Source organism: Janthinobacterium sp. UMAB-56, assembly GCF_900095265.1.
Lineage (GTDB): Bacteria > Pseudomonadota > Gammaproteobacteria > Burkholderiales > Burkholderiaceae_D > Janthinobacterium.
On sequence record NZ_LT607652.1, the window covers coordinates 333,051 to 355,430 of the forward strand.

A 22,380-nucleotide genomic window follows, 5' to 3' on the forward strand; every position below is an offset into this window, starting at 1 on the left:
AAGCCGGTAATCGGTGCGCCCAGTTGTCTGCGCAACTGGCTCTGGATCGATTGAACAGTCGAGTCCCCCAGCAAGACGCCACCCTTCTTGGTTTCGGGGTTGAAGGCCGTCATCTTGCCAATCGAGGTGTTCAGATCATTGTAGGCCTTGACGAAGGCGGTGATGCTGGTCTTGACCGTTGTTGTATCCTTGGCTACCGATAAACTGGAATTACCTATCTTTGTAATGCTCAAGGTGACGCCTTCGATGGCCGAATCGACGCTGTTCGAGCTGCTGGTGATGGCAATGCCGTTGACGCTGAAATTGGTGTTTTGCGCGGCGCTGTTTTGCTTGAGGTTTTGCGTGCCGGAAGCATCGTAGGACAGCAGATCGTTCAAGGCGCTGTCGGCTGGCTGACCATCGCTGCCGCTCAGCGAAATTTTCATGGCCGAATTGGCGCCCGTCTTGGTTGAACTGAGCACCAGGTGATATGGTTTGTCTGTGCCGTCGGAAACGATACTGGCGGTGACGCCCAGGCCGGCATTATTGATGGCGTCGCGGATGCCTTGCAAACTATTGTTGGTGGCGTCGATCACCACCGAACCTGTTGCCTGCGTGCCATCCTGGGTGAAGCCTGTGTTCATGTAGCTGCCGCCCGTGCCTGCGGTCAGCCCGGTTGCCGCAGGATTGCTGCCCGCGACGGTGATGGGGCTGGCGTTGCCCGAGGCCAGGGTGATCGAACTGGCAAGCGTGACATTCGAACCATCATTGACGGCATTGGCGGCGTGTCCGATCCCACCCATGACGCTGCCTGTGACCACTTCTTCGATGCCGAGGTTGGAGCCATCGGCACGCGTGAATTGCAAGTTGCCGTCGGCGGCCTTGCCGGTGACGGTAATATTTGCCGCAGCCAGCGCATTCGAGATGGCATTCGGGCCTGCCAGCGTCGTATCGAGCGAGGCGGCAGTGATGCCGCCGCCTGCGGCGACGCCGTTACCCTGGGTAACGATCTCGATGCCGCCGACCGACAGCGAATAGGTGCCGTCCGCGCCGGTGGCGATATTGCCGAAACCGCTGAACATGGTGGCGTTGCTGACCGTTGGCTGGGCCGTGGCGGTTACGCCTGTAGTGCTGCTCTTGGCATTGATGGCTTCTGCCAGTGCACGCGCGCTCTTGGTGCTGGCATCCGTCGGAATGGCCGTGCCGTTGATGTTCAAGGAGCCGTTGCTTATACCCGTGAGCAGGGTGCTGCCGCTCAGTGTCGTGCCCGTTACGCCGAAGGTGCCTCCAGCGAGCGAGCCTAGCTGGAAGGAAACCGTGGTCTTGGCGCCACTGCCGATGGTCGACAGCTTGCTTGCCATACCGGCCGACGTCAGCGTCTGCGCCTGGGCCAGCTGTGAAACGTTGATGTTGTAGCTGCCGGCCACAGCTTTGGCGCCGGCGCTTGCCGAGAGAACCAGCAGATCGGACGGCGTGGCGCTGACAGCGCGGAAGTTGTTTGAATTGGTCAGCGCCGACAGCGAGCCCTGGAAGGTGCTGACGGCGCCGCTCAGCGTACCCAGTGCGCTGAGCTTGGCCTGGTAGGATGCCGTTTTTTTGTCAAAGGTATCCAGGGGCGCCGCTTCAGCCGTCATCAGCTTGTCGATGATGGCGCCAACGTCCAGGCCGCTGGCGCCGGCGCCGATGCCAACGGATGATAGTGTAGGTGTGATGGCCACTGAATGCTCCTAGGAAAACGCTAATATAAGCTGTTATCGGCAGAATCAATCAAGACTTGAGAGGGGGAATTACCGCGCTGTTTTCAGCGGGAGCAAAAAATCGGGGAAGAGGCAGGGGGTGTTGCTTGAGTTGCAATGAAAAACGGGCCGGATAGCCAGGCTATCGGGCCCCGTGGTCATGCCGATGCATACTGTCACGATACTGCACGTTCGTGAGCAATGCCATCGCTATGCCCTTTGACTGATCAGGGAGCCTTTGACCGAGTCAAATGCCTTGGCCAATTCCAGGGCTTCCTTGGTGGGTATCTGGCGCAGTACTTCCTTGGTTTCCTGGTCGATGACCTTGACGACCGTGCGCTGGCTGTCTTCATCGATGGAAAACTCAATGCCTTGCGTTTTCATTTTCGAGGACTGATTCAGCTCCGATACTGCCTTATTCAACTGCTCCCGGCTGGGCTCATCGCTAGCTTGCTGTGGCGCAACCGTGCCGCCTTCTGTGGCGCTGCGTGGCGTTGCCGGGCGTGCTGCCGAAGTATCCGCAGACACATAACTCTTGTCTATCCTCGCCGCAGAGGCGGCCGCCAGTGTGTCGATAGTCATGGTGCTCTCCTAGTGAAAATTCCCCTGCCGAAAAAATCCGGCAGGGGAATCAGAGTCCTACGCTGTTGCCTGACTAATCGGAGATTAGCCGCGCAGCAGGCTCAGGACGCCGTTTGGCAGCGAGTTCGCTTGCGCCAGCATGGCCGTACCAGCTTGTTGCAGGATCTGGCCGCGGGTCATGTTGGCCGTTTCCGATGCAAAGTCGGTATCGACGATGCGGCTACGCGAGGCGGACAGGTTTTCCGTGGTCGATTGCAAGTTGGAGATCGCCGAGCTGAAGCGCGATTGCAAAGCACCGTACTGCGCGCGTTGGCTGTTCACCGAAGCGAGCGCGGCGTCGGCGATTTTCAGGGCCAGTTGCGCGCCGTCGAAGGTTGTCACATCCAACGATGCCACGTCTTTCAACACGGATGCGCCCTTGGTGCCACCTGTACCTGCAGGCAACAGGCCCGACGTGGTGTCCGTGACTTGGTAGCTTTTTTCCGAGTCGAACGTCAGGCGGCCGTTTGCGACTGCCGTGGCGTTTGCCACGTTCAGTCCTGTGAACGAGGTCGTCAGCGCGTCTTTCACTGTTGGCGTGTCGACTTTATAGGTCGATGCGGTGAATACCGTGTTGTTCGTAGCTTTTGTATTGACCAGATTGATATCATTGCCAGAGGCATTGGTCAATTTGATGCCGCTATTCGTGGCGTCATACTGTGCCGTAACACCCGTTTTGGACGTCTGGGCATTGATTGCATTGATGCCTGATGCATAATCGCTAGCCGTGGTGCCGGCGCCCATGGAGAAGGAAACGGTAGTGGCGTTTGCTGCCGTATTGTCCGAGGCGATCGTGAACGAATACGACTCCGAGGCACCCAACTTGAGCGACAAATCGGTTTTTGCCGTTGCCGTGACGCCGGTGGTCGCCGTTGCCTTGTTGACGTTGGCCGCGATCGATTTCGCCGTGTCGGTGGTCGCTGTGGTAATTGTCGCGCTACCCAGCGAACCGTCCACCTTGACCGAGCCGGCAGTCACGTTTGAGGTAGCGATAACGGCTACAGCATCGTTTTCTACGCGGTTGTCGCCATAGGTGTTGGTCAGGAAGTTGGCGCCGCTGGCCGAGATCAATTGGTTGGCGTTCGCACCGACCTGGAAGTTGGCGGTGCCCATGGTGCCGTCGAGCAAATTCTGACCATTGAACTGGGTGGTTTGGGCGACGCGGTTCAGTTCCGAACCGAGTTGGCCGACCTCTGTTTGCAAGGCTTGGCGGTCACTGGCGGTGTTGGTCGAGTTCGACGATTGCACGGCCAGTTCGCGGATGCGTTGCAGGATGTCACCCGAGGTGGACAATGCGCCCTCGGCCGTTTGCGCCAGCGAGACGCCGTCGTTTGCATTGCGGGTCGCTTGCGTCATGCCGCGGATTTGCGACGTCATACGGTCGGAAATCGCCAGGCCAGCAGCGTCATCCTTGGCGCTGTTGATGCGCATACCGGAAGACAGACGTTGCAGCGAGGTGGTCAGGGCCGACTGCGAGGTCGACAGATTGCGTTGCGAGTTCAGGGAAGCGATGTTGGTGTTAATTACTGCAGCCATGATAATTCTCCAGACAGATACTACATTGCGCTATGTGCTATTCACTTTGGCCTGCCCCGCTGTTCCGGGACAATCAAGCCGCTGTTGTTTAGGGTAACGGTTGCTCTGCGGGAAAATTTATGGCGGAAAGTGCTTTAAATTTTAATTTTTAGCCCTTCAGTTTGTCGCTGGCCGCGCGCTAGACGACATGATTTAGAGAAACTTGAGGGTAAAAATAGTTTTATTTTCCTATCGCGCGCAGGCTCACGGAGGACTGGGCGGAGGAAAATATTGTTGTTTTGCAAATAAAAATGCCGTCCGGCCGGGTGGCGGGACGGCAATGGCGCAGCGGCAAGGCTCAGTCCGCCACTACCACCCGGTTCTTGCCCGTCTGCTTGGCCTGGTACATGGCGCGGTCGGCGCGCTTGACCAGTTCGGCCTGATCTTCGTTGGGCAGGCGCAGGGCCACGCCGGCGGAAAAGGTGATCAAGACTTTTTCGTTGTCGTGCAGGAAGAAATGCCGGGTCAGTTCGCGCTGCAAGCGTGTCATCGTCGACGAGGCGGCCTCGACCGTGGTTTCCGGCAGCAGGATGAGGAATTCCTCGCCGCCGAAGCGGGCGATGACATCCATCGAGCGCAGGGTTTCCTTGACGATCTTCACCAGGTGTTTCAAGGCGGCATCGCCGGCCAGGTGGCCGTAGGTGTCGTTCAGGCGCTTGAAATCGTCCAGGTCCAGCATGGCGATGCACAGCGGCGTGCCGCGGCGATCGGAGCGGGCCGTCTCGCGCTCGAACACATCGTCCAGGCCGCGTCGGTTTAGGCTGCCCGTCAGCTGGTCTTCCCGCACCAGTTCACTCATATGCTGGAGCTTCGCTTCCAGCGTGTGGATGCGCTGTTCCGCATCCTGCACTTCCTGGCGCGCCAGCACCATGTTGTCGCGTGCGCGCAAGGCCTCGGTCTGCACCATGCGCGTTTCGCGCAAGACTTCGTCGAGAACGCTGTTCAGTTCGCTGATATTTTCCGCCTGGCTGATCTTTTCCGAATAGCCGCCAATCTTTTCATGGAAGTCGCCCGTGCTGGCCGCCACTTGCCCCAGGCGGTCGATGAAGGTCATCATCATGTTCTTGACTGTCAGCTTGACGTCGGACAGGCTGTGCTTGAGCTGGCCTTGCTTGTAGATGACTTCTTTCAGGCTGCGCGTGGCGTCTTCCAGCGCGCGCTGGTCGAGCGGGCCGGCGATCAGGTTTTGCACGGCATCGACCTGGCCGCGCAGCCAGCTGTCGTCGTCGAGCAATTGGCTGACGTTATCGAGTAGCAACTTGAACAGGCGCAGCAGCAATTCCTGCTGCTCGGCCGTGTCGCCGCTTTTCAATTCAATCTGGTAACACAGCTGCTTCAGGCGCATCGCCGCTTCGTTCAGCGCATCTTCCGTGTGGGCCAGCTTGATGGCCGCGCCCAGCGATTCCGCCTCTTCCACCAGCGCGGGCGTGCCCGTCAGCAAGGTGGCGACGGCGAAGCCCAGGGTGCGGCTAAGCAATTCGCGCAGGGTGCGCGTCTGTTCGCCGTCCGGCAGGGGCGGCAATTCGATACCGCCGCCTTTCTTGACCTGTTTTTCCGCCAGTTGCGCCAGGGTGCGCGCATAGCTGTCCCAGTCGCGCGCTTTCAGGGCGCGCTGGAAACGCCGGCCAAAGTCGCCCAGTTCGCCCGCCGATTCGCTCATCTTGGCGGCAAACTGCGTCAGGACGTTTTCCGCGCCACTCTCATCCACATTGGCGCTGGCGGCCAGCACTGCGGCAGGTGCACCTGGCGTCTCCGCCGGTTCGCTGATGCCGGCGATTTCATTGTAGATGTCGCGATAGGCGCTGGGCGTCGGGGCGATGCGGCGCGTGGCCAGGCGGCGAAACGCCTCGCGGGCGATATCGGCCGGATTCATCGCCGCAGTGGCGGCGGTAGTCGTGGTGCCAGCGGGCGCGCTTGCTGGTGAGGATGGCAATTTACTGGACATGTAGGCACAGCCTTTTCAGATATTTCTCATTATCCCCATGATAGGCGAGTTGGCAAAGAACTTATTGTGCGAGAAGCAAGGAAAAGTCCTGTCAATTCGCCCGATGCCAGCGGGCATGCCGCTTTGCCGTCAATCCACCAGCTGGTTGCGGATGGCGTAATGCGTCAGTTCGGCGCTGTTCTTGAGTTTCATCTTGACCAGCAAGCGGGCGCGGTATTCGCTGACGGTTTTCACGGACAATTTGAGCTCTTCGGCGATGGCGCCCACCGCCTTGCCCGAGGCGATCATGACCAGGGTCTGGTATTCGCGGTCCGAGAGGGTGTCGTGCAAGGCCGTTTCGTGGTCTTCGCCCACCGTGTTGGCCAGTTCCTGCGCCAGCGAGGCGCTGATATATTTTAATCCCTGCGCCACCTGGCGGATGGCCGTGACCAGTTCGCGCGGCGCGCTCTGCTTCGTCAGGTAGCCGGCGGCGCCCGCCTTGAGCGAACGGATGGCGTACTGGTCCTCACGGTGCATGGAGAGCATCAGCACGGCCAGTTCCGGCTTTTCCTTCTTGATCTGCTTGAGCACCTCGATGCCGCTGCGGTCGGGCAGGGAGATGTCGAGCAGCAACACCTGGCATTTCGAGCCACGGAACAGTTTGATGGCATCGTGGCCATTTTCAGCCTCGCCAGCCACGATGATGTCTTTTGTATCGGCGAGGATTTGCTTCAAGCCTTCGCGCACGATCGCATGATCGTCGGCGATGAATACCCGGATGGTGGCTTTTTCTTTCATGACTGCGTTGTTTCCTATCTGAATCCCAGCGCCCTGCGGCGACCCTGTGGCCTTACGCCGGACCGCTTTGCGCTGGTGCGCTGGCTGCAGCCGCTATTATCGCCTCTCGCGGCGTGCTGAAGTAACCCCCAGTAAATTATTGTTATTTCTGACTTCCATAACCGGCGCTCTGAGGCGTTGCCCACTGCTAGCAGTGGGCGCCTTGCATCGCATACGGTTCTGTTCTTCATAAATTAACAATAATTTCTTGAGGATTGCTTAGCCGGATTTTTATGCTCAGGATAGTGCCGCCGTCCGGCCCGTCCATCAGGCTCAGGGTGCCGCCCAGCGCACTGGCGCGTTCGGCCATGCCGCGGATGCCGAACGATTGCGGCTTGGCGCGGTCGGACAGGCGCATGCCGACGCCATTGTCGGCGATCGACAGGCTGATATGCTGGCGCTGTCGGGCCAGGCGCACGGTGACCTTGCTCGCCTGCGCATGCTTGGCGATATTCGTCAGCGCTTCCTGGGCGATGCGGAACAGGCTGGTTGCCTGGTCCAGCTCCAGATCGATGTGCTGACAGTTTGAAATGAACTGGCATTCGATGCCGGCCTGGCGCGCGAACTCCTTGACTTGCCAGTCCAGCGCGGCAACCAGGCCCAGGTCCAGCATGGAGGGGCGCAAGTCCAGCGAAATGCGGTGCACGGCGTCGATGCTGCGGTCGACCAGGGCATCGACATAGTCAGCCTTTTCTTGCAGCTGCGGGTCGTCCGGCGGCAAGCGGCGCGCCAGCATGGCCAGCGCCATCTTGATCGCCGTCAAATTGCCGCCCAGGTCATCGTGCAATTCGCGCGCCAGACGCGTGCGTTCATGTTCCTTGACCTTGTCGATGTGCGCAGTCAGCTCGGCCAGGCGGGCGCGCGACTGGCGCACTTCGATCTGTTCGAGCCGGCTTTCCGTGATATTCGTCATGATGCCTTCCCACTGCACCGTGCCGTCGGCCAGCGCGCGCGGCGTGGAGCGCAAGTTGATCCATTTCACATCCTTCCAGGCATCGATCCAGATGCGGCCTTCCCAGTTCCAACTCCACAAGGCGTTTTTTGAGGCCTGCATCGATTCGAGATACGCGGCGCGGTCGTCTGCCAGGATCAACTGGTAAAACAGTTCCGGGCGCGCGTGCAGCTGCGCCGGAGCCAAACCCAGCAGGGCCTGGCAACCATCGCTCAGGTAGGGGAAGGCGGCGCGGCCATCAGCATGCAGACAGAACTGGTACACCAGGCCCGGCGTATTCGAGACGATGGCGTTGAAGCGCGACTGCACCTGCGCCAGGGCGGCGGCCGTCGCCTGCGGCGTGTGCAAGTCTTCGCCTTCGGCCAGGAGCAGGGCGCGCCCCCGGCGACTGGCGCGCGACAGGTGCAGGCTGAGCGAATACAGGCTGCCATCGCGGCGCCGCTGCTGTACATGCAGCCGGGCTTGCGCGCCTATGCTGTCGTCCAATGTCGCCAGCACGGCGGCCAGTTGCTGCGCGTCGAGTTGCGGCGCCAAAGTGAAGGGCGTCATCGCCAGCAATTCCTGTCGCGTGTACTGCAAGTTGTCGCAGGCGGCATCGTTGGCGTCCAGCAATTGCAAGCTGGCCGCGTCGTACAGGTAGATTTCCGGCGCTGCCGCGCGCATGGCGGGCGCCAGCCGGGGAGTGTCGTGCATGGAATGGCCTTTTTTCATCAGCGGCGGGCGCGCCAGAAGGCGGCGAAGCGGCGCAGCACTCTTGCTGGGCGGGAATTATGGCGCCCTGGCGTGCCCTTGCGCAAGCGCTGCCACCAGGCGCGGCGGGCGCGGCCCAGCGCGGACGACAGGCGGCTGACACGGCGCCATGGACGCGTGGCACGCAGGCGGGCGATCCAGCGGTCCTTGGTTTCCATGAAGAAGCCATGCCAGCGCGCAAACCATGGCAAACTGAGCAGGGTGGGGCGCGTCAGGCTGTACAGGCGGGCCACGGCTGCCGCCCCGCCCAGCTTGGCAATGATGATCACGCCGATGCCGGAAAACGCGTGGCCGCGCGCGATGGCCAGCAGGGCCAGCAGCTTGACGGGAAACAGTAGCACGGCGGGCAGCACGAAGACGGCCAGCGCCCAGTACGGCGGCAGGCGCTTGATCCACGCTTCGAGCGCATGCAGGGGCGGAAATTGCGCGATCACCTGCATGATGCGCGCACCCGTCGCCCACAGCCATTCCTCGATCAGCAGGAAGATGGCGGCCAGGTAGACCAGCGGCGCGAACAGCCAGCGCCTGACTCTGTAGAATTTTTTCATCCGTTTCCGTGTGCGGCGCCGGTTTGCCGCGATTGCCCCGATGATACGTCAAAAAAGCCCGTTTGCCCCCGCATCCGGTGTGCCTGCGGCTCTCAGGCGGGGCTACAATAGGCAGATGAATAAAGCCTTTGTAAAAGAATCCGACAACGACGACGATGAAGAAGCGGCTGCGCTGGCGCTGGCGATTCCCCCCGGCGCGAAGAACTACATCACGCCGGCCGGTTACCAGCGCATCAAGGAAGAGCTGCTGCAACTGATCGACGTCGACCGTCCTGAAGTGGTGCGCATCGTCCATTGGGCGGCCTCGAATGGCGACCGTTCGGAAAATGGCGACTATATCTACGGCAAGCGGCGCCTGCGCGAGATCGACCGCCGCATCCGCTTCCTCACCAAGCGCATGGATCTGGCCGCCATCGTCGACCCCAGCGTGCACCATGGCAACGACCAGGTGTTTTTCGGCGCCACGGTCAGCTATCGCACCAGCGACGGTGAAACGCACACCATCACCATCGTCGGCATCGATGAATTCGATCCCCTGAACGGCAAGATCAGCTGGGTCTCGCCCATGGCCCGCACCATCACCAAGGCGCGCGAAGGCGACGTGATCACCCTCACCACGCCGTTGGGCGAGCAGGAACTGGAATTGCTGGAAGTGACGTATCCGGCGCCGGGTGAGGGATAGTTTGCGTTGACGCAGGGTGCCTGAGGCAGGCGCGGGTACACTGATCATTTAGTCGGTGTCAGGAGGTGCCATGCCCCGCCGCCTTCGGCTTGTCTTGCCCGGTGTTCCGCTGCATGTGGTGCAGCGTGGAGTGAACCGTCAAGCATGCTTTCTTGATGGGCAGGATAAGCAGCGCTATGTTGACTATCTGCGTAGTTGTTTAGCGCTTGCACCATGCTATCTGCATGCGTATGTGGTGATGAGCAATCATGTGCATCTCTTGCTCTCTACACAAAGCACAGCCTCCCTGTCGTCGCTGATGAAAATGCTGAACCAGCGTTATGGGCAATATTTCAACTGGCGTTATGGCCGCACCGGTAGCTTGTGGGAAGGTCGCTACAAATCTTGTTTGGTGCAGGGCGAACGTTATTTATTGATTTGCCAGCGCTATATCGAACTCAATCCTGTCAGGGCGGGTATCGTGGCATTACCTGGGCAATATTGCTGGTCCAGCTATCGGAGCAATGCGCAGGGTATGCATGATGATTTGCTGTCTCCGCATTCCTTGTATTTGATGCTTGGAAATGATGGGTTTGAACGGCAAAAAATATACCAATCGTTATTTCAGGATGAATTGGGGGAGCGCTGCATCGGACAACTGCGAGAAGCAGTCAACGGTGAATTTGCGGTAGGCGACTAAGTGTTTTTACGGCGAGTTGCTGAACTGAGCCGGCAGTCCGCAGCGGAAAACCGGGGTCAGACCCGACGGGTCTGACCCCAGCCCTTTGCCACTAATTTTAGTTGCGTTCGCGCAAGATGCGGTTGACCCCGGCGACCCGGCGCACATTGCGCAGCAGGGCGGCCAGGTGGACGCGGTCCTTGACTTGCACGGTGAAGCGTAGCTGGTCGAGGACGTTGTCCTTGTCTTCGTCCATGCCCACATAGATGATGTTGGCGTCGGATTCGCCGATTTCGGCGGCTACGCGGGCGAGGATGCCCCGCTCGCTGTTGATCAGTACCTTGATGCGGCAGTCGAAGCGGCGGTTCAGTTCGGTTCCCCAGCGTACGGCGATCCAGCGGTCCGGTTCCTTGGCGCGCTGGCGCTTGGCTTGCGAGCAGTCGCTCGTGTGCACGAGCAAGCCCTGGTCGCGGCGCAGCTGGCCGATGATCTGGTCGCCGGGAATCGGCAAACAGCAGGGCGCCAGCTGCACGGACACGCCTTCGGTGCCGCAGATGGTGACGGGGTCGAGTTCGCCGCCGCTATTGTGTTCCACCGGCATGCTGGCCGCTTCGCCGCCGATCAAGCCGAAGATGTGGCGTGCCACCAGGGTGGCCATGCGCTTGCCGATGCCGATGTCCGCGTACAGCTCGTCCATGGAATTGGCGCTCGATTCGTTGAGCAGGCGTTCGACCAGCGGCAGCGGCAGGTCGGCGTCGATGTTCAGGGTTTGCAGCGCCTGCGACAGCAATTGCTGGCCCAGGGCGATCGATTCAGGCAGGTTGATCGTGCGCAAATGGTGGCGGATGGCCGAACGGGCCTTGCCTGTGCGTACGAACGATAGCCACGTCGGGCTGGGGCGCGACGAGGAATCGGTGATGATTTCCACGATGTCGCCATTGTGCAACTCGGTGCGCAAGGGCGAGGTTTCGTTGTTGATCTTCACGGCCACGGTCTGGTCGCCGATGCCCGTGTGGATCGAGTAGGCGAAATCGATGGCCGTGGCGCCGCGCGGCAGGGCGATGATCTTCGACTTCGGCGTAAATACGTAGACGGAATCGGGGAACAGGTCGACCTTGACGTGTTCGAGGAATTCGGCCGAGTCGCCCGTCTGTTGCTGGATGTCGAGCAAGGATTGCAGCCACGCATGCGTGCGCTGCTGCAGGTCGGACGGGTTCGATTCGCCGCTCTTGTACAGCCAATGCGCCGCCACGCCGGATTCTGCCGTGCGGTGCATTTCCTGCGTGCGGATCTGGAATTCGACGGGCGTGCCGTACGGGCCGATGACGGTCGTGTGCAGCGACTGGTAGCCGTTCAGCTTGCGAATCGCGATGTAATCCTTGAACTTGCCCGGCATCGGCTTGTACAGGCTGTGCAGGGTGCCCAGGGTGACGTAACAGTCGGCAAAACTGCCCACCACCACGCGGAAGCCGTATACGTCCAGCACTTGCGAGAATGACAAATGCTTGCTGCGCATCTTTTTATAGATGTCGTACAGGGTCTTTTCGCGGCCCGTGACGTCGGCCTCGAGTTCGGCCATGGACAGGGTGCTTTTCACCGCTTCCATGATCTTGTTGACCACTTCGCGCCGGTTGCCGCGCGCCGCCTTGACGGCTTTCGCCAGGGTGCGGTAGCGCATCGGGTACAGGTGCGAGAACGACAGGTCTTGCAGCTCGTGGTAAATATTGTTCAGGCCGAGGCGGTGTGCGATCGGCACGTACACTTCCATGGTCTCGCTGGCGATGCGGCGCTTTTTTGCCGCCGTCATGAAGTCCAGGGTGCGCATATTGTGCAGGCGGTCGGCCAGCTTGATCAGGATCACGCGCACGTCGGACGCCATGGCCAGCAGCATCTTGCGGAAGTTTTCCGCCTGCGCTTCGATCTGGGTCTGGAATTCGATTTTTTCCAGTTTCGACAGGCCGTCGACCAGGTGCGCCACGGGCGCGCCGAAACGCTCGATCAATTCATCCTTCTTGACGTCCTGGTCTTCCATCACGTCATGCAGCAGGGCCGCCATGATGGCTTGCGCGTCGAGCTTCCACTCGGCGCAGATTTCCGCAACGGCAATCGGATGCGAAATATAGGGCTCGCCCGAGCGGCGCATCTGGCCCAGGTGCATTTCGTCGGAGAAGCGGTAGGCTTCCTTGACTTTTTTCAGGTCGGCGGGAGACAGGTATTCTGCCAGCTTGTCGGCCAGGTGACTGACGGAGGCTACGCCCAATGCAGGCGCAGGCGGTACTGCGGGGATGTTGCTGGCGGACGTGCCGGTGCCGGGCGCGGAAGCGCCCTGCGATTTTGCCGCCTGGCGCGAGGCCAGGGGCGGCAGTGCTGCGGAAGTCGTGTCGGCTGGGGTCAGACTCATAAAACGTCGCGTTGCTTCACAGTGTGAATAATGGATACGGTAGAACCAGGGGTCAGCACTGTTCCGGCACGCGGGTTCCCACTTACATCGGGACCTTTTTCAGCATTTCGATACCGACTTTACCGGCAGCGATTTCGCGCAGTGCGACAACGGTAGGCTTGTCCTTGGCTTCCACCTTTGGGGTGTGGCCTTGCAACAACTGACGTGCGCGATAAGTCGCAGCCAGGGTCAGCTGGAAACGGTTAGGGATCTGTTTCAGGCAATCTTCGATTGTGATACGGGCCATAGTAACTCCTCAATTTTATGCGTGGTGCGTGGCGCTGTGTGAACTGGCGTGCAGACTGATTACTCTGCGTGCAGGCCCAGCTGGGCGAATAGCGATGCGTTGCGGGCCGCTTGTTGCGCAAACCGGCAACGGGCCGCTCTCACGATCGCGCTCAGTTCGGACAAAGCGACCGTAAACTCTTCATTGATAATAACATACTCGAACTCGGGAGCGTGTGCGATTTCGCCACCGGCCGCCAGCAGGCGGCGCGTGATCACGTGCGGCTCGTCCTGGCCGCGCTTGTTCAGGCGTTCTTCCAGTGCATCGATTGACGGCGGCAGGATGAAAATGCCGGCCGCGCGGGGGAATTGCTTGCGGACCTGGCGCGCGCCCTGCCAGTCGATTTCCAGCAAAATATCGGTACCGGCCAGCATTTGCTGTTCCACCATGATGCGCGAGGTGCCATAGTAATTGCCATGCACTTCCGCCCATTCCAGGAATTCGCCCTGGTCGGCGCGCGCGACAAAGTCTGCCGCTGTCGTGAAGTAATACTCGCGGCCATGCTGCTCGCCCGGACGCGGTGCGCGCGTGGTGGTCGAGATCGACAATTTGATGCCGGGCTCTTGCGCCAGCAATGCATTGACCAGTGTCGATTTGCCGGCGCCCGATGGCGCGGCGACCACGAACAGGCTGCCGGAGAAGGCGGTAGGGTGGCTCATGCGGATCTTTCAATAATCGTGTTGTCGGCGCCGATGCCTGCGCAGGCGGCGCCCAATCCGGTATTTTACCAAGAGGCAAGGCGCTGAGCCAGTCCCTGCCGGCGGCATGACAAAAAACAAACTGTCCGGAGCCGCCTCAGCGGGGCAGCCGGCCCACGGCGATTTCACCCGCATTCAGGATGATGGCCCGGCCATTCACATCGGTGCAGTCGCGGTTACTCAGGCGCACGACGGTGGTGTCGACGGACACTTCCGCGCCCAGGCTGCTGCGCGAGCAGATGCGATAAGAGGCAGGATCGGCGCCCGTGTAGATGGCGGCGCCGCGCTCCTTGAGCACGAAGCAGCCGGAGGCGCAGCTTTCGATCGCGTACGGCGATGGCTGCTGCGCCGTTTGCGCTTGCGCGCCTGCTGCCAGCAGCGCCAGGGCGGCGCTGGCGAGTATCCATGGGCGTGGCGTGGCCATCGCTTACTCCAGGTTCTGCACTTGTTCGCGCATTTGCTCGATCAGCAGCTTCAAGTCCATCGAGGCGTCGGCGAGTTCCTTGACGGACGCCTTGGCGCCCAGGGTGTTGGCTTCGCGATTCAATTCCTGCATCATGAAGTCGAGGCGCTTGCCCACTTGCCCGCCCTTGGTGAGGATGTGGCGCGTTTCGCCCAGGTGGGCCGACAGTCGCGCCAGTTCTTCCGAGACGTCGATGCGGATGCCATACAAAATGACTTCCTGGCGGATGCGCTCCATGGCGTCCTGGCGCGACAGGGCTGAATTCGAACCCTGGCTGGCCAGGCCCAGCGCATCTTGCATGCGTTCGATGGCTTTTTGCTGGAAGGCTGCCACCACTTGCGGAATCAGGGGCGTGATGCGCTTGACGATGGCTTCCATTGCTTCGATGCGCGACACCAGCACCGCTTCGAGCGCCGCGCCTTCGCGCTTGCGGCTGTCGACGAAGGCGGCCACGGTGCGTTTGGTCAGCGCGCCGACGTCCGCCTGCAGGGATTCTTGCCCCACTTGCGCTTCTTCGATGACGCCAGGCCAGCGCAGCAGTTCGGCCACCGTCATGACGGGAGCGGACACAAAATGCTGGCCCACTTCGTTTTGCAGGCGCGCCAGTTCGGCCAGCAGGGGCACGTTCAGCGCCTGCGTGCCGGCGGTGGCGGCCTTGCGGCCAAAGCTCAGGCGTACCTCGACTTTGCCGCGCGTGATGGCGGACATGACGGCGGCGCGCAAGTCAGGCTCCAGGGCCCGCAGATCGTCATTGATCCGGAATTGCAGGTCGAGAAAGCGTGAATTGACGCTCTTGATTTCAATTGTCAGTGTGCCTGCAGCACCTTCGCTGGTGGCAACCGCGTAGCCTGTCATGCTTGAAATGCTCAAAGGATTCCCCGATTTGGTCTTGTATACAGTCACTTATACACTTAATCAGCCAGCGCAGGCAATACCGCCCGCGCCGCAAAAACAGAACCACATGCTCTGATGGCCTGAAAATTGCTGAATAGTGTGCGTTTTACGGCATTGTAAAGAAAATTGTGTTTGGCGGGGCAGGATTGTAGGGATCATGTGTGCGCCGCCCGCCATTGCGTCCTGCGCTGTTGCATGACTGCAAATGGTCGGGCGCGCGGTGGTAAAATCGCTGCCGCAACCCCAATCACACAGGACATCCCCATGACATTTGAATCCCGCCCGAGCGGCCGCGCCGTCGACGCGCTGCGCGCCATCCGCATCACCCGCCAGTACACCAAGCATGCCGAGGGCTCGGTGCTGATCGAGTGCGGCGACACCAAGGTGATCTGTACCGCCAGCATCGAAGACAAGGTCCCGGGTTTCCTGAAAGGCAAGGGCCAGGGCTGGCTGACGGCCGAATACGGCATGCTGCCCCGCTCGACGCACACGCGCATGGACCGCGAAGCGGCGCGCGGCAAGCAGTCCGGCCGCACGCAGGAAATCCAGCGCCTGATCGGCCGTTCGCTGCGCGCGGCGTTTGATTTGCAAGCCTTCGGCGAACGCACCCTGCACCTCGATTGCGACGTCATTCAGGCCGATGGCGGCACGCGCACGGCCTCGATCACGGGCGCCATGGTGGCCGCGTATGACGCGTTTTCGCAGTTGCAGGCGCGTGGCGCGATTACCGCCATTCCCGTCAAAAGCTTTGTCGCCGCCATCTCGGTGGGCGTCTACCAGGGCATGCCGGTACTCGACCTGGACTACGTGGAAGACTCCGGCTGCGACACGGACATGAACGTGGTGATGACCGAAGCGGGCCACTTCATCGAAGTGCAAGGCACGGCCGAAGGCGCTGCCTTCGACCGCGCCGGCATGAACCGCTTGCTGGACCTGGCGCAGGGTGGCATCGCCGACCTGATCGTCATGCAGAAGCAGGCGCTGGGACTGTAATCTTTACACGGATTTACATCTTTTTTGCCGCTGCGCCGGGCACAAAGCCTGCCGCTGCCGTTTTTTTTCGGCAGCGGCGGAGCGAGGTAAGGGGGCCACAAAAGGTTTACAATGTCGGCACTTCAACCGGACTACTGACATGACCCAACGCCTCATCCTCGCCTCCAATAACGCCGGCAAGCTCAAGGAATTCAACGAGCTGCTCTCGACCATCGGTTTTTCCGTCCATGCCCAGGGCGAATACGCGGTGCCGGAAAGCGACGAACCGTTCCACACCTTCGTTGAAAACGCCCTGCAAAAGGCGCGCCACGCGGCGCGCCTGACGGGCTTGCCGGCGCTGGCCGACGATTCCGGCGTATGCGTCAATGCGCTCGGTGGCGCGCCCGGCGTGTATTCGGCCCGCTATGCGGGTGAGCCGAAATCGGATGTCGCCAACAGCGCCAAACTGATCGCCGACCTCGAGGCACATGCAGACAAGTCCGCGTATTACTATTGCGTGCTGGTGTATGTGCGCCATGCGGATGACCCGCAGCCGGTGATCGCCGACGGCCGCTGGAATGGCGAAATGATCGCCATTGCGCGCGGCAACGGCGGCTTCGGCTACGATCCGCATTTCTACCTGCCTGCACTGGGCAAGTGCGCGGCCGAACTGACGTCCGATGAAAAGAACGCGCTGTCGCACCGTGGCCAGGCCCTGCGCGCGCTGGTCGACAAGCTGCGGACCCTGCGATGATCCCGATCAAACTGGTGGGCGCCGTTGCCAAATCTGCAGCGAAGCCGGCAGCCAGGCCCGCGCCGCAGGATGGCATTTCCGGCGCCGCCGGGGCGGCCCTGAAATACCTGCAGCCGGGTGCGCTGAACCTGACGGCCCTGCCGCCGCTGTCGCTGTACATCCATTTCCCGTGGTGCGTGAAAAAATGCCCGTATTGCGACTTCAATTCGCACGAGGTGCGCGGTGACTTGCCGGAAGCGCAATACCTGGCGGCCCTGCGGCTGGACCTGGAGATGGCGCTGCCGCTGATCTGGGGCCGCAAGATCCACACCATCTTCATTGGCGGCGGCACGCCCAGTCTGATGTCGGCGGCTGGGCTGGACCAGCTGATGTCGGACGTACGCACCTTGCTGCCCCTGGAGCCTGATTGCGAAATCACCATGGAAGCCAATCCGGGCACCTTTGAAGCGGAAAAGTTCAAGTCCTACCGGGCCAGCGGCATCAACCGCCTGTCGATCGGCATCCAGAGTTTCAATGGCCGCCACCTGCAGGCGCTGGGGCGCATCCATGATGACAAGGAAGCGCGCCGCGCGGTGGAGATCGCGCATGCGAATTTCGATAACTTCAATCTCGACCTGATGTACGCGCTGCCCACGCAAACCCTGGCCGAGGCGCAGCAGGACCTGGAAACGGCGCTGTCGTTCGCGCCGCCGCACCTGTCGCTGTACCACCTGACCCTGGAACCGAACACCCTGTTCGCCAAGTACCCGCCCGTGCTGCCGGACGACGACGAGAGCGCCGACATCGCCGACATGGTGGCCGAGCGCGCGGCGCAGGCCGGTTACGGCCGCTACGAAGTGTCGGCCTATGCGCAGCCGGGCCGCCAGGCAAAGCACAACCGCAATTACTGGGAGTTCGGCGACTACCTGGGGATAGGCGCGGGCGCCCATTCGAAGATATCGTTTCCGCACCGCGTGCTGCGCCAGGCCCGCTACAAGCAGCCGCGCGCCTACATGGACGCGGTACTGGCCGGCAATCCGGTGCAGGAAGAGCGCGAACTGGCGCGCGAGGAAATGGGTTTTGAATTCATGCTCAATACCCTGCGCCTGACGCAGGGCTTTTCGCCGAACCTGTTCGCCGAGCGCACAGGTCTGGCCCTCAATGCCATCGAGCAGCCGCTGAATGCGGCCGAAGCGAAAGGCTTGCTGTACCGCGACCACCAGGTCATCGTCCCGACGGCGCTGGGATTGCGCTTCCTGAATGACCTGCAGCAGATGTTCCTGGAAGACTGACGCTGCCTAATGCGCGGTGGCGGCGCGCAGGCGCTGCAGCTTGGCCGCGTACAGCCCGTGCTGGCTGGGCGTGGTGCTGTTATCCATCGCCAGTTCCAGCTGCTTGTCGGCCTGCGCCAGTTGGCCCATGCGCGCATAGGCTTGCGCCAGCCAGAAGTGGAATTCATGGTAGTAGGGGTCGCGCGCGATCTCGCGCTTGAACAGGCGCGCCGCTTCCTGGTAGTCGGCGTTTTCCATGGCGCGCTGGCCCAGGTTGAAAAAGTGGAAAGGCGGCTCGGGCTGCAGGGCCAGCAGTGTGCGCCGCAGCAGTTGCGCCTGGTCGGCGCGTCCCAGGCCATCGAGTGCCTGCGCCAGGTTGGACAGCAGCACGGTATTCGATGGCGCGCGTTCGAGTGCGTAAGCGAGCGTGCGCCGCGCCGGTTCGATGTCGCCGTGGCGCAGCTGGATGATGCCCAGGGTATTGAAGGCGCCCGCAAACGTGGGGTCTTGCAGGATGGCGGCGCGGGCCAGCCAGTAGGCTTGATCGAGCTCGCCGCTGGCCATGCTTTCGGCGGCGCGATTGTTGAGGTACATGGCCAGGATGGTCGCCTCGCCGATTTGCAGCGTGCGCTGGCCGGTGAGGTCTTCGCCAGGCAGGAAGTCGATGAGCAGGATGGCATCGGCCTCGTAGCCGACGGTATTGCCGACGGGGCGGCGTTCCAGAGTGAGGTTGACGTGGCCGGCGACAAAATACATGCCGCTGCTGCGGCTCCAGCTTTCTTCTCCCAGGACCACCTGGTAGTGCACATCGAGTCCCATCTCCTTGGCCAGCGCGGCCGTCATCAGCACCAGCGACAGGCAATTGCCGCTGCGCGCGTCGAACGCCTGGGCCGCCGTGCGCGTCATGGCGGCATCATATTCCAGCTGCAGCCCGGCGCGGTTGCGCAAGGCATCGGCGAGGGCGCGGCGGGGATTCTTGCCGCGTGCCTCGCGCGCGATATCGACACGCACGTAGTGCCGCATGGCCTCGCTCACGGCGAAGGCTTGTTGCGGCTCGACCGGCGCCGTCGGCGCAGCAAAGCTGGCATCGTTGAACAGGTCGGGCGGCGGTGGGGTGGCGGGTGCCGTGGCGCAGCCGGCAAGGGCTGCACACAGCAGCAAGGGGGACAGGAGGCCCAGGCACAGCTGTTCGCTAATGCCGCTGACAGATTTCATGTTCGTGCTCCCGCAGAACGATGTCAGGCGCAACACGTTTTGTTGCCGGTGGTGCGCCATGCCACCTGCAACAAGTATCCGCCCGCGTCGGGGTGCTGTCAAACCCTCTGAGCGGCCCTGTTGCCAGCCTTAAAACTCTTCCCAATCCTGCCCGCCAGCCACCTGCGCCTGGGGTTTGTGCGCAGCAGGCGCGCTCCTGGCCGCGATGCCTGGCTGCCTGGCGCTGCTATTTCTGGCCGCCGGCTTGGCCAGCGGGCGCGCCACCGGCCGCGCGCTGCGTGCCGGCGCTACCGTGGCCATGTGGTCGAGCTGGAAGCCGGCCGCCACTTGCGCCAGGCGCGCCGCCTGGTCCTGCATGCTTTCGGCGGCCGCCGCCGCTTCTTCCACCAGCGCCGCATTCTGCTGCGTCACCTGGTCCATCTGCGCGATGGCCTGGTTGACCTGGTCGATGCCCATGCTTTGCTCTGCGCTGGCGGCAGTGATTTCGGCCATGATGTCGGTGACTCTGCGCACGCTGTCGACCACTTCGCCCATGGTGTTGCCGGCCTGCTGCACCAGCCGCGTGCCGTTGTTGACCTGTTCCACCGAGTCGCCGATCAGGGTCTTGATTTCGCGCGCCGCCGCCGCCGAGCGTTGCGCCAGGCTGCGCACTTCCGTGGCGACGACGGCAAAGCCGCGCCCCTGCTCGCCGGCCCTGGCCGCTTCGACGGCCGCGTTCAAGGCCAGGATATTTGTCTGGAAGGCGATGCCGTCGATGACGCCGATGATGTCGACGATTTTTGTCGATGCCGTGTCGATGGCGCCCATGGTGTCGACCACCTGGCTGACGATGCTGCCGCCCCGTTCGGCCACGCCGGAGGCGGCCACCGCCATCTGGTTGGCCTGGCGCGCATTGTCCGCATTTTGCTTCACGGTGCTGGTCAATTCTTCCATCGACGACGCCGTCTCTTCCAGCGAACTGGCCTGCTGCTCCGTGCGCGCCGACAGATCCTGGTTGCCGGCGGCGATTTCTCCCGACGCCGTGGCGATGGCATTGGTGCCCGTCTGCACTTCCGACACTACCTTGCGCAGCGCCTCGTTCATGCCCTGCAGGGCGCGCATCAAGTCGCCGATTTCATCGCTGGCGGGCGTGCCGAAATGCGTGCGCAAATCGCCGTCGGCCACCGTTTCGGCCACCTTCACGGCGGCCTTCAACGGCTGCGTGATCGAGCGCGTGATCAGCCATGCGCAGACGCTGCCAAGCGCCACCACCAGCACGCACAGGGTCAGCAACAGGGTGAAGCTGCGCTTGTTGGCCGCTTCTATTGCTTGCGCCGTGGCGTCGATGGCCTGGCGCTGCTGCGACAGCAGGGCCTTGACGTTGTTCTGGTACTTGGTGGCGGCGGGCGCAAAACTGTCGCGATAGGTGCTTTCCGCCAGCGCCGCGTTGCCGGCCTTGCGCGCATTCATCACCAGAGTCTTGGCATCCTGGTACTTGACGCGCTCGGCAATGGACGCCTTGAAAATGCTTTTTTCCTCGTCGCTGTCGAGCAGCGCCTCAATTTTCTTCAGCAGTTCGCCGCCTTGTTTCGTGCTGTCGGCGATGGTGTCGGCGAACACGCTCGACAGGGTTTCATCGGTGCTCCTGGCGATCATCGAGGTGCGCGCGATGGCCGAGTAAATCAGCACGTACCAGTCCGATACGAGGCGTTCCTTGGCCAGCGGTTTTTCCATCATTTGCCGCGTCGCTTCGGTATTCACGCGGGCGCTGTACAGCGCGTACGAGGTGGAGATCACGGACAGCAGCAGCACCAGCGCGAAGCCTGCAGCCAGACGCGTGCCGATACGAAGGTGGGAAAGGGCGTACATGGTCTGAACTCCTGTCTCAAAGGGGTTGAGGGTTGCCTGTGCGACATAGTATGCACTGATAAGTGACCAAGAGGTAAGCGGAAAAATCGCCTGTACTGCTGAGTGTTGCAGCCACGCCCGTGCTACAGATCGCCCGCCTGGCGCAAGTCCGGCTGCTCGGCCCAGCGGGCGAAGGCGGCCGCCATGCGTTCGCTTTCCGCGATGGCGCGGCGCCAGTCGCGCATGCGCCCTGCGTGGTCTTGCCCGTAATGGGGAAAGTCGCGCCGGTCCGGCAGTTTGCCGTTGGGCAGGCTGGCCACGAAGGCGGGCGAGGGCGAGACGAGGATCATGTTGGCGAGTGCACCGTCGCCGCTGCGCGCGCGGCGCCAGGGCATGGCCTTGTCCAGCCAGCCCGGCACGATATGGTCGGCAAAGTGCGGGTACAGCACCAGGTCCGGTTCGCGCTGGTAAGGCAGGTGCAGATGGTAGTCGACCAGGCCGCCATCCCAGTAGCGCCCGGGCGGTGCGCCGGCGATGTCCGTCACGGCGTCGAGCACCAGCGGGATGGAGCCGGAGGCCAGCAGCGCGTCGCGCAGGTTGTCCTGCGCCAGCGGCACGAAATGGGAATCAAAGGCGTCGAAGCGCGAGCGCAGCCAGCTGGCGCCATCCGGCCCGGCATGGAACACCGCGCGTTCCAGCGAGGCTGCCAGGCGCGCGCGCGCCACGGCGTTGCCGGCAGCCGCCAGCAGGAAGCCGCGCCGGTCGCGCCACTTGCCCGGCTGCGCCAGTGCGCCGATGCCGCGCACGGCCAGCACCGACAGGCTGTGGTGCGCATGCCGCAGCAATTGCGCATCCTGGCCATCGAGGACGGCATCGAGCAGGGCGCGGCAACTGCGGCTGACGTGCGCTGCCCCGGGTTTGTCGGGATAGCGCTGGCCCACGTATTCGCGCACCAGGCGGCGTTGCGCGGCCACCGGGTCGGGGAACAGGGCGGCAGCCATGCGCCAGGCGCCGATCGAGGCGCCGACGAAGTGACGCGGACGCGGCGCCTGCGGCAGGAATTGGCCGAACAGCCAGCAATCGAGCTGGTGCAGGATCAAGCCTTTCGGTCCGCCCGCAGCGGCGGGGACGATGGCGACGTCAAGCGCGCGCAGCCCATTTTCGGCGATGCGTGCCCGGGCGCGGCGGCCCAGGCGGATGGTGATCGGTGATTGCATGCGGAGTCGTTGGCGGCCTGTAGAAAGGTATTTTACCGTCAGCGCGGCGCCACGACACAGTCGTGCTCGCAATACGCGCAGTGTTGGTATTAATAAATTTCT

20 protein-coding genes are annotated in these 22,380 nt (G+C 62.1%); 5 read left to right on the plus strand and 15 right to left on the minus strand.

Annotated elements, in window-relative coordinates; all coding sequences use genetic code 11:
* The 7 genes from fliD to K0F85_RS04625 all read right to left on the minus strand — a co-directional run.
* Positions 1-1,697 (minus strand): flagellar filament capping protein FliD (gene fliD, locus K0F85_RS28590; RefSeq protein WP_257572523.1); only part of this gene is annotated, 1,697 nt, incomplete at its 3' end.
* Between the two features lie 228 nt (positions 1,698-1,925).
* On the minus strand, positions 1,926-2,297 hold the full coding sequence (locus K0F85_RS04600; protein ID WP_219114743.1) for a flagellar protein FlaG: 372 nt from the start codon (positions 2,295-2,297) through the stop codon (positions 1,926-1,928).
* Between the two features lie 84 nt (positions 2,298-2,381).
* Positions 2,382-3,872: a flagellin gene (locus tag K0F85_RS04605; RefSeq protein WP_219114744.1), complete on the minus strand. Its 1,491-nt coding sequence runs from the start codon at positions 3,870-3,872 to the stop codon at positions 2,382-2,384.
* Between the two features lie 337 nt (positions 3,873-4,209).
* Positions 4,210-5,784, minus strand: coding sequence for a GGDEF domain-containing protein (locus tag K0F85_RS04610; protein ID WP_219115005.1), 1,575 nt, complete (start codon positions 5,782-5,784; stop codon positions 4,210-4,212).
* 201 nt (positions 5,785-5,985) lie between these two features.
* Entirely contained in the window at positions 5,986-6,633 is a 648-nt protein-coding gene (locus K0F85_RS04615; RefSeq protein ID WP_034753998.1) for a response regulator transcription factor, read from the minus strand.
* A gap of 226 nt (positions 6,634-6,859) precedes the next feature.
* On the minus strand, positions 6,860-8,317 hold the full coding sequence (locus K0F85_RS04620; RefSeq protein WP_257572524.1) for a histidine kinase: 1,458 nt from the start codon (positions 8,315-8,317) through the stop codon (positions 6,860-6,862).
* Between the two features lie 17 nt (positions 8,318-8,334).
* A complete protein-coding gene (locus K0F85_RS04625; RefSeq protein ID WP_219114745.1) occupies positions 8,335-8,922 on the minus strand; it encodes a hypothetical protein in 588 nt (195 codons plus the stop codon).
* A 115-nt stretch (positions 8,923-9,037) separates the two neighbouring features.
* Here K0F85_RS04625 and greB point away from each other — a divergent pair, with 115 nt between their 5' ends.
* Both greB and K0F85_RS04635 read left to right on the plus strand, forming a co-directional pair.
* Positions 9,038-9,604 carry a transcription elongation factor GreB gene (gene greB, locus K0F85_RS04630; RefSeq protein ID WP_219114746.1) on the plus strand — a complete coding sequence of 189 codons (567 nt, stop codon included), beginning with the start codon at positions 9,038-9,040 and terminating at the stop codon, positions 9,602-9,604.
* Positions 9,605-9,674: 70 nt separating this feature from the next.
* The gene (locus K0F85_RS04635; protein WP_219114747.1) at positions 9,675-10,283 is read left to right on the plus strand and encodes a transposase; all 609 of its coding nucleotides are present in this window, start codon (positions 9,675-9,677) and stop codon (positions 10,281-10,283) included.
* Between the two features lie 97 nt (positions 10,284-10,380).
* Here K0F85_RS04635 and K0F85_RS04640 read toward each other — a convergent pair whose 3' ends face one another.
* The 5 genes from K0F85_RS04640 to K0F85_RS04660 all read right to left on the minus strand — a co-directional run bounded on the left by K0F85_RS04640 (position 10,381) and on the right by K0F85_RS04660 (position 15,004).
* Positions 10,381-12,663, minus strand: coding sequence for a bifunctional (p)ppGpp synthetase/guanosine-3',5'-bis(diphosphate) 3'-pyrophosphohydrolase (locus K0F85_RS04640; protein WP_219114748.1), 2,283 nt, complete (start codon positions 12,661-12,663; stop codon positions 10,381-10,383).
* 82 nt (positions 12,664-12,745) lie between these two features.
* Entirely contained in the window at positions 12,746-12,949 is a 204-nt protein-coding gene (gene rpoZ, locus K0F85_RS04645; RefSeq protein ID WP_010400723.1) for a DNA-directed RNA polymerase subunit omega, read from the minus strand.
* 59 nt (positions 12,950-13,008) lie between these two features.
* Positions 13,009-13,647: a guanylate kinase gene (gene gmk, locus K0F85_RS04650; RefSeq protein WP_219114749.1), complete on the minus strand. Its 639-nt coding sequence runs from the start codon at positions 13,645-13,647 to the stop codon at positions 13,009-13,011.
* Between the two features lie 136 nt (positions 13,648-13,783).
* Positions 13,784-14,110: a hypothetical protein gene (locus K0F85_RS04655; protein ID WP_219114750.1), complete on the minus strand. Its 327-nt coding sequence runs from the start codon at positions 14,108-14,110 to the stop codon at positions 13,784-13,786.
* A gap of 3 nt (positions 14,111-14,113) precedes the next feature.
* Positions 14,114-15,004, minus strand: coding sequence for a YicC/YloC family endoribonuclease (locus K0F85_RS04660; RefSeq protein ID WP_219114751.1), 891 nt, complete (start codon positions 15,002-15,004; stop codon positions 14,114-14,116).
* A gap of 303 nt (positions 15,005-15,307) precedes the next feature.
* Between K0F85_RS04660 and rph the strand changes: the two genes are divergently transcribed.
* From rph to hemW, 3 genes are all read left to right on the plus strand, one after another.
* On the plus strand, positions 15,308-16,036 hold the full coding sequence (gene rph, locus K0F85_RS04665) for a ribonuclease PH (RefSeq protein WP_219114752.1): 729 nt from the start codon (positions 15,308-15,310) through the stop codon (positions 16,034-16,036).
* A gap of 139 nt (positions 16,037-16,175) precedes the next feature.
* The gene (gene rdgB, locus K0F85_RS04670) at positions 16,176-16,769 is read left to right on the plus strand and encodes an RdgB/HAM1 family non-canonical purine NTP pyrophosphatase (protein ID WP_219114753.1); all 594 of its coding nucleotides are present in this window, start codon (positions 16,176-16,178) and stop codon (positions 16,767-16,769) included.
* Positions 16,766-18,040 carry a radical SAM family heme chaperone HemW gene (gene hemW, locus K0F85_RS04675; protein WP_219114754.1) on the plus strand — a complete coding sequence of 425 codons (1,275 nt, stop codon included), beginning with the start codon at positions 16,766-16,768 and terminating at the stop codon, positions 18,038-18,040. The genes rdgB and hemW overlap by 4 nt, the downstream gene beginning before the upstream one ends.
* Positions 18,041-18,046: 6 nt before the next feature.
* Here hemW and K0F85_RS04680 read toward each other — a convergent pair whose 3' ends face one another.
* The 3 genes from K0F85_RS04680 to K0F85_RS04690 all read right to left on the minus strand — a co-directional run bounded on the left by K0F85_RS04680 (position 18,047) and on the right by K0F85_RS04690 (position 22,278).
* Complete coding sequence (locus tag K0F85_RS04680; protein ID WP_219114755.1) at positions 18,047-19,234, minus strand: tetratricopeptide repeat protein; 1,188 nt, start codon at positions 19,232-19,234, stop codon at positions 18,047-18,049.
* A gap of 129 nt (positions 19,235-19,363) precedes the next feature.
* Positions 19,364-21,082 carry a methyl-accepting chemotaxis protein gene (locus K0F85_RS04685; protein WP_219114756.1) on the minus strand — a complete coding sequence of 573 codons (1,719 nt, stop codon included), beginning with the start codon at positions 21,080-21,082 and terminating at the stop codon, positions 19,364-19,366.
* Between the two features lie 122 nt (positions 21,083-21,204).
* Positions 21,205-22,278 (minus strand): patatin-like phospholipase family protein, encoded by a 1,074-nt coding sequence (locus K0F85_RS04690; protein WP_219114757.1) that lies wholly within the window; start codon positions 22,276-22,278, stop codon positions 21,205-21,207.
* Between the last annotated feature and the right edge of the window lie 102 nt (positions 22,279-22,380).

Excerpts from the sequence above, each read along its gene's own strand:
- K0F85_RS04600 (WP_219114743.1), bottom strand. The coding sequence starts at position 2,297 with ATGACTATCGACACACTGGCGGCCGCCTCTGCGGCGAGGATAGACAAG.
- K0F85_RS04605 (WP_219114744.1), bottom strand. The coding sequence starts at position 3,872 with ATGGCTGCAGTAATTAACACCAACATCGCTTCCCTGAACTCGCAACGC.
- K0F85_RS04610 (WP_219115005.1), bottom strand. The coding sequence starts at position 5,784 with ATGAATCCGGCCGATATCGCCCGCGAGGCGTTTCGCCGCCTGGCCACG.
- K0F85_RS04615 (WP_034753998.1), bottom strand. The coding sequence starts at position 6,633 with ATGAAAGAAAAAGCCACCATCCGGGTATTCATCGCCGACGATCATGCG.
- K0F85_RS04620 (WP_257572524.1), bottom strand. The coding sequence starts at position 8,317 with ATGCACGACACTCCCCGGCTGGCGCCCGCCATGCGCGCGGCAGCGCCG.
- K0F85_RS04625 (WP_219114745.1), bottom strand. The coding sequence starts at position 8,922 with ATGAAAAAATTCTACAGAGTCAGGCGCTGGCTGTTCGCGCCGCTGGTC.
- greB (WP_219114746.1), top strand. The coding sequence starts at position 9,038 with ATGAATAAAGCCTTTGTAAAAGAATCCGACAACGACGACGATGAAGAA.
- K0F85_RS04635 (WP_219114747.1), top strand. The coding sequence starts at position 9,675 with ATGCCCCGCCGCCTTCGGCTTGTCTTGCCCGGTGTTCCGCTGCATGTG.
- K0F85_RS04640 (WP_219114748.1), bottom strand. The coding sequence starts at position 12,663 with ATGAGTCTGACCCCAGCCGACACGACTTCCGCAGCACTGCCGCCCCTG.
- rpoZ (WP_010400723.1), bottom strand. The coding sequence starts at position 12,949 with ATGGCCCGTATCACAATCGAAGATTGCCTGAAACAGATCCCTAACCGT.
- gmk (WP_219114749.1), bottom strand. The coding sequence starts at position 13,647 with ATGAGCCACCCTACCGCCTTCTCCGGCAGCCTGTTCGTGGTCGCCGCG.
- K0F85_RS04655 (WP_219114750.1), bottom strand. The coding sequence starts at position 14,110 with ATGGCCACGCCACGCCCATGGATACTCGCCAGCGCCGCCCTGGCGCTG.
- K0F85_RS04660 (WP_219114751.1), bottom strand. The coding sequence starts at position 15,004 with ATGACAGGCTACGCGGTTGCCACCAGCGAAGGTGCTGCAGGCACACTG.
- rph (WP_219114752.1), top strand. The coding sequence starts at position 15,308 with ATGACATTTGAATCCCGCCCGAGCGGCCGCGCCGTCGACGCGCTGCGC.
- rdgB (WP_219114753.1), top strand. The coding sequence starts at position 16,176 with ATGACCCAACGCCTCATCCTCGCCTCCAATAACGCCGGCAAGCTCAAG.
- hemW (WP_219114754.1), top strand. The coding sequence starts at position 16,766 with ATGATCCCGATCAAACTGGTGGGCGCCGTTGCCAAATCTGCAGCGAAG.
- K0F85_RS04680 (WP_219114755.1), bottom strand. The coding sequence starts at position 19,234 with ATGAAATCTGTCAGCGGCATTAGCGAACAGCTGTGCCTGGGCCTCCTG.
- K0F85_RS04685 (WP_219114756.1), bottom strand. The coding sequence starts at position 21,082 with ATGTACGCCCTTTCCCACCTTCGTATCGGCACGCGTCTGGCTGCAGGC.
- K0F85_RS04690 (WP_219114757.1), bottom strand. The coding sequence starts at position 22,278 with ATGCAATCACCGATCACCATCCGCCTGGGCCGCCGCGCCCGGGCACGC.